At 58.3% G+C, this 10665-nt stretch carries 8 protein-coding genes and 2 pseudogenes; 3 read left to right on the forward strand and 7 right to left on the reverse strand.

Features of this window, described 5'->3' with window-relative positions:
* Positions 1-100 precede the first annotated feature (100 nt).
* The 4 genes from L8U58_RS09855 to L8U58_RS09870 all read right to left on the reverse strand — a co-directional run bounded on the left by L8U58_RS09855 (position 101) and on the right by L8U58_RS09870 (position 5364).
* Positions 101-1519, reverse strand: coding sequence for a lysine N(6)-hydroxylase/L-ornithine N(5)-oxygenase family protein (locus L8U58_RS09855; RefSeq protein WP_011274124.1), 1419 nt, complete (start codon positions 1517-1519; stop codon positions 101-103).
* Positions 1520-1598: 79 nt separating this feature from the next.
* Positions 1599-3326 carry an ABC transporter transmembrane domain-containing protein gene (locus L8U58_RS09860; RefSeq protein WP_011274125.1) on the reverse strand — a complete coding sequence of 576 codons (1728 nt, stop codon included), beginning with the start codon at positions 3324-3326 and terminating at the stop codon, positions 1599-1601.
* A complete protein-coding gene (locus tag L8U58_RS09865; RefSeq protein WP_011274126.1) occupies positions 3319-5136 on the reverse strand; it encodes an ABC transporter ATP-binding protein in 1818 nt (605 codons plus the stop codon). The genes L8U58_RS09860 and L8U58_RS09865 overlap by 8 nt, the downstream gene beginning before the upstream one ends.
* Complete coding sequence (locus L8U58_RS09870) at positions 5137-5364, reverse strand: MbtH family protein (protein WP_011274127.1); 228 nt, start codon at positions 5362-5364, stop codon at positions 5137-5139.
* A 271-nt stretch (positions 5365-5635) separates the two neighbouring features.
* On the opposite strand from L8U58_RS09870, the pseudogene L8U58_RS09875 reads away from it, so the two are divergent.
* Positions 5636-6571 (forward strand): annotated as a pseudogene (locus tag L8U58_RS09875) (IS256-like element IS3503 family transposase); the annotation flags it as partial.
* A gap of 45 nt (positions 6572-6616) precedes the next feature.
* Here the strand turns inward: L8U58_RS09875 and L8U58_RS09880 are convergent.
* Positions 6617-7833 (reverse strand): IS3 family transposase gene (locus tag L8U58_RS09880; RefSeq protein ID WP_143111770.1). Its coding sequence is split into 2 segments (ribosomal slippage): positions 6617-7572 and positions 7572-7833, totalling 1218 coding nucleotides; the frame shifts between segments, so codons are not numbered across the junction.
* Between the two features lie 59 nt (positions 7834-7892).
* Here L8U58_RS09880 and L8U58_RS09885 point away from each other — a divergent pair.
* Together L8U58_RS09885 and L8U58_RS09890 are read left to right on the forward strand one after the other, a co-directional pair.
* A pseudogene (locus tag L8U58_RS09885) lies at positions 7893-8147 on the forward strand (IS1249 family transposase); the annotation flags it as partial.
* A gap of 162 nt (positions 8148-8309) precedes the next feature.
* On the forward strand, positions 8310-9008 hold the full coding sequence (locus L8U58_RS09890; RefSeq protein ID WP_034966322.1) for an Abi family protein: 699 nt from the start codon (positions 8310-8312) through the stop codon (positions 9006-9008).
* A 232-nt stretch (positions 9009-9240) separates the two neighbouring features.
* Here L8U58_RS09890 and L8U58_RS09895 read toward each other — a convergent pair whose 3' ends face one another.
* Both L8U58_RS09895 and L8U58_RS09900 read right to left on the reverse strand, forming a co-directional pair.
* Positions 9241-10476, reverse strand: a complete 1236-nt coding sequence (locus L8U58_RS09895) for an RNA-guided endonuclease InsQ/TnpB family protein (RefSeq protein ID WP_338078548.1) — start codon at positions 10474-10476, stop codon at positions 9241-9243.
* An 8-nt stretch (positions 10477-10484) separates the two neighbouring features.
* Positions 10485-10665, reverse strand: a 181-nt coding sequence (locus tag L8U58_RS09900; protein WP_269944927.1) for a hypothetical protein, incomplete at its 5' end; no start/stop codon positions are given.

Genomic DNA, 10665 nt, shown 5'->3' on the forward strand with positions numbered 1-10665 from the left:
AAAGAGCCTTTCGGTTGATGGGGAAACAGGGAATCAGACGCGGATGGCGGACGTCGGGCTAGGTGTCAGCCAACCTCAAGCGGAGCACGGCTCGGGAAAATCAGCCTGCGATCAGGTGCGAAGAATCCCGATGTTGCTCGGAGCGGAGATCTTCATCCGCCGGCGCACGATGCGTGCGTTGCTGACCCGTGATGGCCTCCACCAGTTCCCCGGAGCGGGTCGCGATGTTGGAGAGCAACGTGGAACCGAGTCCATGCGTGGCCTCAGTTGCTCCCTGCACGAAGAGTCCTGGCACGCGCTCGCCATTGAGCACGGCGCCGTAATCCCTAGTGACGGTGAATTCTTCACTGCCGTGACTATCAGCGTGAATCCCCGCAAGACCGCGAGATCGGAAGCCCGTGGCGCACACCACCACGTCAAAGTTTTCTGTCACCACGTCTCCGGTTACTCGGTGGCGAATGTCCACGTCGACGCTGCCGTCGGAACAATTACGCGCACCGAGCACCTCCGTGGTCCGGCGAATATCGAGCCGCTGACGCCCGGTGACGCTTTCCCGATACTGACGGTCGTGGAGCTCATCGAGGAGCTCAGATTCCACGCAGGCGTAATTGGTGTACCGGTGGCGGATCAACAGCTCGTTGCGGATCGCATCGGGCGCATGGAAGAAGTCATCAACGGCCTCCGGGTCGAACACCCGATTGGCGAAGGGGCTGTCATCGGCGGGGATGAAGCCGTAGCTGTTCAAGCTGCCCGTGACGGTATCGATATGCGGGCAATCGTGGAAGTACCGGATGGCCTCGGCTGCGGACTGGCCCGCGCCGATCACCAAAGCTCGGCGGATATCCCACCCACTGTTCAGCAGCTTCTTGGTGCGCGGGAGCAAATCGATGTTGTGGAAGATGCGCGAGGTGTCCAAGGAGCTGTCCTCTGCCCACGCAGGCATCTTGGCTTCCAGCCCGCGGGCAACCACCACGTTGCGGCAGCGAATGGACTCCGACTGCTGAGCTCGCTGCCCTTCGGACTCACCGCTTCCTAACTTCCTGCGGACGTGCACCACAAAACGAGCTCCGTCTGCGGCCAGTTCCGGAAGCGTCTCGATGGACGTCACGGTGGTGTTGTACTGCGTGTCCACGGTGATGTGATCCGCGATCCATCGGAGGTAATCGGCGAATTCCACGCGTTCCGGGGTGAAGGTTTGGCGGTTAATGAAATCAATCAAGCGGTCGCTGTGATGCAAGTAGTTGATGAAGCTGAAGCGGCTCTGCGGATTGCGCACCGTAACCAGGTCTTTAAGGAAGCTGATCTGCATGTTGGATCCTTCGAGGAGCATGCCTGGGTGCCAGTTGAATTCCGGGCGGGCTTCCACAAAGAGTGCATCGAGTTCTGGAGCTTGCTCTTCGATAGCTACCGCGAGCCCGAGGTTTCCGGGGCCGATGCCGATCCCGACGATGTCGCGGACGGAATTTTCGTGGGTACTGCGCTCTGCGGATGTCTGAGCTTGACGATCGATGATGGTCACTATGGCCTCTCTGTAGGATGCGCCAACCAACTTCTTAGGGTAGGCAATGCAAAGGGTAGGCTAACCTATCTTCTATTGCTCAACAACCCCCTAGCGGGAATTGCTCACCCCGCGTCCGCAAACTCCCAGCTAGAGGCTTCACATCAACTACGTCCTCGGCTACCGACTGGAAGGCCCTCCCCACACACAGGACCACCGTGGTACGCCCGCGGCGAATATCTCTCACCGCACGCGCCACTTTCATGCCCGTCATTGAATCCACTGACGAGACCGGATCAACCATCACCAACATCTCCGGCTCAGCCAGTAGCGCTCGTGCCAATCCCAGCCGCTGCCGCTGACCACCGGAAAGATTGCGCGCACCTTCGGTCAGCTCGTGATCCAATACCCCGGCTGAATGAGCCGCCCCCGGCGCCAGTTCATCGAGCCCTAAGGCGTTAAGAATGTCTACTGCATCCTCCGCCCTGCCCTCTCCAGAGCTCCGCAGCACCGCCTGCCCCACTGTGTCCCCAAACAATGCCGGCTTCCGAGGCTCGGCAAGCACAGCGGAACGCACATCGTCTACCGAGATCTCGCAAATATCGCGCCCCCGGATCCACAGTTGTTGAGTTTGTGGCCTAGTCAGGGAGCCAAGCTCCATCGACTCCCCCGCGACCAACGCATCCACCAGAGCATCTGCCCATGCGGCTGAACAGTGCACCACCGTCAGTCGCCCCTCTGCGAACGCCACGGAAGCCTGCTCTGATCCCTCGACCTCGCCGTCTCCTTCGGCCTCACCGTCTCCACCGCGCATGGAAATGGCAGGCGTGCCAATCTGAGCAGATGGCACGCCCTGCCCCTCACGCAGCCGCTGAGCTTCCGCCACGCGCTGCAGCCTCCGAACGGAAGCCCTCGCCAATCCAATGAAGCGCGGCATTCTGCTGCACTGCCGCATCGGCTCCGCGATAAATTGTGACAGCGCCACCACGGTGACCAACTCCCCCAACGTCACATCGCCGGAAATGGTTCGATAGCCCGCGTACAGGCCCACCGCACTCAGCAACAGCACATTGCTGCCCATCGCCACGGCTTCATAACCTCCGCTGACCCACGCGAGCTTCCGAGCATCCGCACACGCCTCTTCAGATTTACGCGCATATCCACGGTAGGCCGGATGCGCGCCAGCCACTCCCGAGATCACCGGCAGCCCCTGCAGAATGTCGGTCATGCGCGCGGTCACTCGCGCGAGCAGAGTTTGTTGCCGCTCCGCGCGGCGTTCAATGATCTGAGACAGCCGGTGCAGGACTATCAACACCACCGCGCTGAGCACCAACACCACCACTCCCAGTGGCAGATCAATCAGCGCCAGAACAATCGTGCAGAAAATGGCTCCCACCAGCGCACTGATCCCCACCGGGACCACTTCGATGATGTCTACCGCCTGCACCACGTCTTCACCCACCACCGTGGGCAATTCCTGGCGAGGCAGACTGTCCGCATCGTCGGAATGCCCACCATGGCTCACCACCTGCGAGGTGATGCCTGCCCGCAATTCACATACGTTCCGAGCCGACGTAGCCTGCAGTATCCGGAACCCTGTCTGCCAGCTCACAGACACCGTCGCCAGCGTAGCGCCTAAGGCTGCGATTCCACCCACCAGGTGCCACACATTCTCGCTAGCGATAAGACTGTGCGCCAACCATCCCAGTAACACCGCAATCATGGCTTCTGCCACGTGGTAGATGCTCAGCAACAAGCCACTCAGAGCCATCGCGCGAGAATTTTTTCTGACCAGCCCGCGCAGCGTCACCACCTTGTTGTCAGACACGCGCCTGCCTCCCCTGCTCATTCCAGGCGGTCCACATATCGGCATATGTTCCGTTTCTTGCTGCCAGCTCCTCGTGCGTACCTGTTTCCACCACGCGCCCGCGCTCCATCACCACCACGCTATCGGCGGAGGTTGCTTGGCTGAGCCGGTGCGCAATCACCATCGCCGTCCGTCCGCGGATCGCCGCGCGGGCAGCGTCCTCCAAGGACATCGAAAAGGCCTCGTGTGATTGCTGTGTTTCCTCGAGGTCACCGTCATCTTCGGCCGTTGATTCGTCAAGAATGACGACGCCAGCCCGAGACAATGCCACCCTGGCCAGCGCCAGACGCTGTGCCGCCACCGCATCTACGTGCAGGCCCCCTTCGCCCAGCATTGTGTCTAAGCCCTGCTTGTCGCCATGGGACAAGGATGTGCACCAATCTTCCGCACCGGTTCGGCGCAGCGCATCCCATATTTCTGCGTCGCTGGCACCTTCGGCTGCCAGCAGGAGATTATCGCGCAAACTCATCGCGAAGACGTAGTTTTCCTGGGAGGCAACGCAAAAGATCGAGCTTCTTTCTTGCGCACTCATTCCCACCACGTCGCACCCCCCAACGGTGATCACACCCGGCTCTGCCATCTCGAGGGTTCCAGAGACAATTTCCGCAACCGTGGACTTGCCAGCTCCCGATCCGCCGACCACGCATACCGTGCACCCCGCAGGGATGTGGAACGCCAAGTCATGCAAGATCTCTGGGCCATCCTCGTACCGATAATTCAGGCCCTTGACCTCTACAGCTGGACTCTGCCGATGCGAGGAGTAGTCATCAATCGGCTGTGGCGTATCCGCACCCGCGGAGCGAATGAGTCCCACGATGCGCCCCAAGGCCGCCCCGCTGCGCTGCAGTTCATCAAAGGTGAACAGAATCGTGCCGATCGGCACGAACTGACGGTGGAACAGAATCAACGCTGCCGAGATCTCGCCCACCGTCACCGCATCTTCGCGGAAGAGCAACCAGCCTACGACAGACAGGGCTGACAACCCCATGAACTCCGCGAAGTTCTCCCGCGCCACCAGCCCGGAAAACACACGAAACGCAGCGATTGATTCGTCCCGCGAAGCCTGCGCGTAGCGCCTGGTGAGACCTTGGCGGCTATCCACCAGCCGATGCGAACGAACCGAACGAATGCCCTCCATAGAACCTTGCAAGGAACCGATGACACCGGCTTCTAATTCGCGTTGGCGTCGATACAAAGGGGCAGAACGAGGAAGATACCATCGCAACCCCAGCGCATAGAACGGAATCCCGCACAGCCCCGCCAACGCGAGGCGCCAATCCAACCCCGCTATTCCAGCGCTGGCCACCACGACCATCACCAGCGCGCTGAGGGTCGATGGAACCGACTTGCGGGCACTGCTCACCAGCGCGGCGACATCCGCACCAACTCGGCCCAGCACCTCTCCCCGGCCCAGGGACTCCACCGTGGTGGAAGGCAGATTCAGCACCGCGGCGACGGCGCGCTCACGCAACTTCGCAACTACCTGGGCAATCGTCACACCCGTCAGCGCCTCCGCAAGGCCAGCGACAACGGCAGTACCAACACACGCCACGGCAGCCCACACAATCACCTTCAGCACGCCAGACTTGCCGTCACCGGCGGCTACCGCATCGATGACGCTGGCCAGCAGATAAATGGGCACCAGAGAGAGCAAGGCACCGGCGAAAGTGAACAGCACCGCACTAATTGCTGGAGTTGCGGTGCGACGGAGCAGGCGGCCAATCTCCGCAGCGGACTCACCAGGCAAAGCAGTGGGAAGTACGGCACTCACTTAAGCGTGAGACTTTCCTGCCGGTTGCAAGGTGGTCCACTCGCGGTCGATGAACTCCATCGCCTCGTCCCGCGATACCCCGCCGTCTACGCCACGGGAAGGGTCTCCCAGAGCCACGGTCCATCCGTCTGGCACGGCGGCGAACGTAGGCCACAACGAGTACTGTCCCTCGTCGTTGATAAGGGCGAAGAAGCTGCCCTGTTCGTCATCAAACGGGTTGCTAGACAACACGCGCTCCTTGTCTCATGATGCGGAAATAACGGGTTTATGGGCTGCGTTGGCCAAAGTGGTGGCACAAGTGCAGCAAGCGTGAATTAACTTAGCATAACCTAATATGCAGCTTTTGAGGGTTAAGTAAAGAAAAGTGTGTCCGCATGCCACCATAACCCCAGACCACACACCACAAATCACCAAAGAATAGCTCCCCGAAAGCTATTACCCACACCATCCCGCACCTCCGGCCACATTTGTGCTAACCGCACACCGGTTGGATTAAAGGATGACCACCAACCGCCCCAGCTGCCCACTATGCGGCAACAACACAAAGAAAAACGGCACCACCAGCAAATCAACCACCCGTTGGCGCTGCACCCACTGCGGACACTCCTTTACCCGCAACACCCAAACCCACAACAAAAATACCGCCACCATGGCTTTGTTCATCCAATGGGCCACCGGCACCCAATCTCTAACCACCTTCGCCGCACACCATGGCGTAACCAGGCAAACCATGCACCACCGATTCCGATGGTGCTGGTGGATCATCCCCACACCCACCATCGACTCATTCCGCATCCATGACCAAATCTTCCTCGACGCGACCTATCTAAAGTCCGGATGCCTCCTGATCGCAGCCAGTAAAACCCACGTCATCAACTGGACCTGGGCCAGACACGAAACCACCGCCGCCTACACCGAACTCCTACGCCCCATTGCCGCACCACTAATCGCAGTCACAGACGGCGGACAAGGTGCCCAATCAGCCATCCACCACTGCTGGCCAACAACACGCATCCAACGCTGCCTCGTCCACGCCCAACGAACAGTCCGCCGCCACACCACCAGCAACCCCCGCACCGATGCCGGCAAAACCCTCTACCGCCTAGCCCTGAAACTCACTCGCATCACCGACCTTGACCAAGCATCCACATGGGTCGCCCACCTGCACGAATTCGACCACACCTACCGGGAATGGATGAACGAGAAAACCACCATCAAAGACCCTGCTACCGGCGCCTACACCAAGGTCTACACCCACCAACGCGTCCGAGCGGCCTATCAATCATTGCTATCTCTGCACCGCAGAGACCTGCTGTTTACCTACCTGCAACCCCCACCAACAACCATCGACCCCGACAACCTTGCAGCAACAACAAACAGCCTCGAAGGTGGCATCAACGCCCCCATAAAAGAACTAGCCCGCAGACACCGCGGTGGGGTTGCCCGCAAATCGTGGACACGTAGTGGGGCTACCTAGTGTTTAGGCAGCTATTTCTTTTCTACTGGTGGTTAGACCAATGTGGTTTTCGAAGTCGACGGGGCTGACCATTCCTAGTGCAGAGTGCCGGCGCCGACGGTTGTAAACGACTTCCATCCAGTAGGCAACGGCCTTGCGCGCAGCATCGCGGGTAGGCCAACGCTTACGGTCGTAGAACTCGGTTTTAAGCGTCGACCAGAACGACTCAGCCATCGCGTTATCAAAGCACACACCAGTACGCCCCACAGACTGAGCAATGCCCAGGTTATGGCAGACTTCCCAGAGCTTCTCGCTGGTAAATTGCGTTCCGCGGTCAGCGTGGAACACCAGCCCATCAGGAACGTCACCGCGCAGTGTATATGCCATCCGCAGGGCCCGTTCGACCAGGCATGTATCTTGAACGCTATCCATCGCCCAGCCCAGCACCCTGCGGGAATGGCCGTCGCGGACCGCACACAAGTACAACCATCCCTCGCTGGTGCGTAGGTAGGTAATATCCGACATCCACACTCGGTTGAGCTCACCAGTATCAAACATGCGCTTGACCAGGTCAGGAAGAGCTGACTTACGCTTGGATTGAATCGTTGTCACCGGGACAAAGGCACGCGGTGAAATCCCTTCAATGCCCATCATGCGCATCCGCTTAGCCACAGTCTTGCGATTCAGGGTGATCTGGTAGCGCTCGGTAAGTTCTGCGGTGATCCGCGGAGCACCATAAACCTCATCGGAGTCTTTCCAAATCTGATGAATCTTTCGGTCAACGCCATCGTAAAATGCAGCACGATCATTTTCGCCAGATAGTCGCTTCTGCTGCGTATCAGCCCATTTGTAGTATCCAGACCGAGACACTTTTAATAGCCGTGCCATGCGTTTGATGCTGTAGTTTGCCTTCTCCTGCTGCATCAATTCGAACTTTTCTGCTCGCGTTGCTTCGCGGCGAAGAAGGCTGTCGCTTTTGACAAAAACTCATTATCCATCTTGGCTTCCGCCAACTCACGGCGCAGACGAGCATTCTCAGCACGAAGATCCGCCTCACTCATCCCATCCGAGGCCCCTCGGCGTTCACGCTCGAGTTTGACCCACCGGCCTAAAAGCCCGGCGGAGACGCCAATCTCCTTAGCCACATGAGCGATCGGGCGCTCTGACTCGATTACAAGGTTCGCGGCTTCACGCCGGTACTCCGGCGTGTACTTCTTGCGCTGTTGACTCACAATGAACATCCTCTCCTACGGACACAAGATCCGCACAAATAGGGTGTCCACTAAACGAGGGTAACCTCAGCGGACTATCACTACCGCATCAACGCACAGTGATGGATTGGTGGCTGTATCTACATACAGAAGTCCCTGACGATCCGGTCAAGATCGCCAGGGACCAACGATGGGGTCAAGACGCACTTTCCACAGCAACAGACCTGATCACCCACAACACCACAGCCACTACCAATGACATCGGTGCACCAGCAGAATACGACACCGCCATCGACACCAGCTACCAACACAACCTCGGCATCCAAAAAGGCTGGATCAAATAACCGCAACACGCCCGGAAAAGACACACTTTTCTTTACTTAACCCGCATTGGCCTGCCGTTATGCGCCCGAGCCTCCCCCAAAAAATCAGTAACCCCGGTGATATGCATCTAAAACGCAGGGATCGCTCCGGGGCTTTCATAGAAAATCGTAACATTTGTCCCCATGAATTCCAACGAAAATCTGACGATCAATCTTGACAAGTGGTTCTCACCTGCGCGGATGAGCACCTATGCCCACCACCCAGATCCTGAATCCCTCTACCTCTGGAACACGCGCGTCACCAAGGCCTTCCTGGAGGACCTCCAACATGTCGAGGTGCTGCTACGAAACTGCGTAGACGCCGCCGTCGCTCCGCGCTACGGACCCAGGTGGTACACCCACCCGGCCATCCCCTTCGAAAAACCGGCCGAGAGAGCCATTAAAAAAGCAGAACGCCGTGCCTGCACACGAAGAGAGCAAGCCCCACCGCCGGGGCGGGTTATCGCTGAACTCAGCTTCGATTTCTGGGCCTACCTGTTCACCAAAACCTACGCCTCTACTCTCTGGCCGCTGGTTCGTAAAGATTTGGTCGGCACACAGGCACCTGCCACTGGCGGAAGCAAGCCTGATGTCCTTGTTCCCAGCCTTGACGAGTTCAGAAGTGAAGTTGGTGTGGTCTACAACCTGCGTAACCGGTGCGCCCATCATGAGCCGATTATCAAAAAGGACCTGCAGGACGAAAACGATAACCTCGATCGAGCGCAGCAGGCTATAGAGAAGCTGTCTACCTGGATTGATCCCTCTGCGGCGGAGTGGATAGTCGCTAACTCCAGACTTCCCGAAGTGCGGGACGACAGACCGTCGCCCAAGGTATGGGGGTAACTATCGCGGGTGATGAGGCTGTGCTCGTAGGTTAGCGTCGGAAACCTTGCCCGGGTCTGCCAGGACAGACCATGGGCAGAGCACATCACCGCAGCCAAGAACGTGCAGGGGTTGGTATAGGATTCTCGACTCGTTGGCCCCATCTTGTGGGGCTGTAGCGACCGCGAGGGTGGGGTCCCAGCTCGGGGTTAAGAGGGGAAGAAGCCCCGTTGCCGCTACGTTTTGGGTCTGGTTAGTCGTGGCTGGGTTTGGGTGACTTAGTGTCTTTCAGGTGTTTCCTTTCGGCCTCAGCTGCGATGTTCAATGCGGCGTTGTGGTCCCGGTCGAGTGATAGGCCGCATTCTAGACATGTGAATTGACGGTTACTCAGGGAAAGATTCTCGTTTTTCCAACCACACCTCGAGCAGGTTTTGGAGGATGGGTAAAACCGGTCGATGACCTCTAGAGCAGCGCCGGTGCGCTTGGTTTTGTACTCCAGCTGGCGACGAAACTCGCCAGGGATCCCCTCAAGCATTCGGCGGTTGAGGGATGATTTCGCCCTCACGTTTGTTCCCGGTGCGTCTACGGTTCCCCTGGCTGAACGAGTCATGCCTTTAACATTGAGGTCTTCGATGCCGATCAGGGCATAGTTGCGGGCCAGTTCGGCGGTGATCTGATGAACAAACCCATCGCGCTGCAACTTCAGCTCGTGGTCGACGCGTTTGATCGTGGCGATGAGCTTTCGACGGCGGTTGGATCCCTTTTGGCTCCGGGCCAGCTTTTTACGTAGGTTTTTCGATCGTTTGATGTTGCGCTGGAGCAGTGGTGGAAGCTGGATGACTGTGGAGCCATCCGAGAGCGATAGGTAGTTGTGGATGCCGATATCGATGCCCAGGGTGTCTGCTTGTTTTTGCCGTCGGGTTAGCGATGGTTGGCGTTGAGCTGACTTAACCATCACAGCGACGTACCAGTAGCCGCCTTTTTGGGAGATCGTAAAATTGCTGATTTTGGCGTCAGGGTGGTTCTGCAGAGCTTTGACCAACCGTCTGGTGGAGCCATGGACGCGTACGCGCAATATCCGGTCTTTTTTATCCGGCTTGGAGGCATGCGAGAAAAGATTGGCCAGGTATAGATGCTTGTACCCGGTGATCTGGGGCTGCCCTCGGGGTGGAGGGCAGCCTTTTGGCCCCATTCTGCTGTCTGGGTGAATGGTGACTGATTTCCGAGATCGGTGGGTCTTGCGCTGGGGTTTTCCCATAGCCCGGCCTTTTCTTCGACCAGTTTTACTGGCGTAGTAGTTTGTCATGGCCTCGGCTGCGTTTTTGATTCCACTGACGGGGCAGCGACGGTTGACGAGATGGAGAAAGGGGCGGGCGCCCTTGGTATCGGGACTCCAGACAGCATCAAGCCGTTCTTGGTGTTGAGGTGACCATCGTTTCCCGTGGTCTCGTTGCCACAGCAGTTTTGCTGCCTCCCGGTGACGCCGGATTTCGGGAGTTAAAACATCTGTCTCAAATGAAAAACGGTGCGGTTTTTTAGTGCTGGGTTGGTTTCGGCCTCTTTTTTGATCAGCTTGTTCACGCTGCTGGCGTTCACGCCGGCAGCCAGGAGCTGATCTTTTCTTGCCCGGTAGTTTTCGTCGTACTTCTGCCAGGCTTCGGTGAATGCGTTGAACCCC

The sequence above is a fragment of the Corynebacterium macclintockiae genome, assembly GCF_027570165.1.
GTDB lineage: Bacteria > Actinomycetota > Actinomycetes > Mycobacteriales > Mycobacteriaceae > Corynebacterium > Corynebacterium macclintockiae.

What these genes read in the sequence shown, in the direction of transcription:
- L8U58_RS09890 (WP_034966322.1), top strand. Translation starts at nt 8,310, where the DNA reads ATGAATTCCAACGAAAATCTGACGATCAATCTTGACAAGTGGTTCTCA.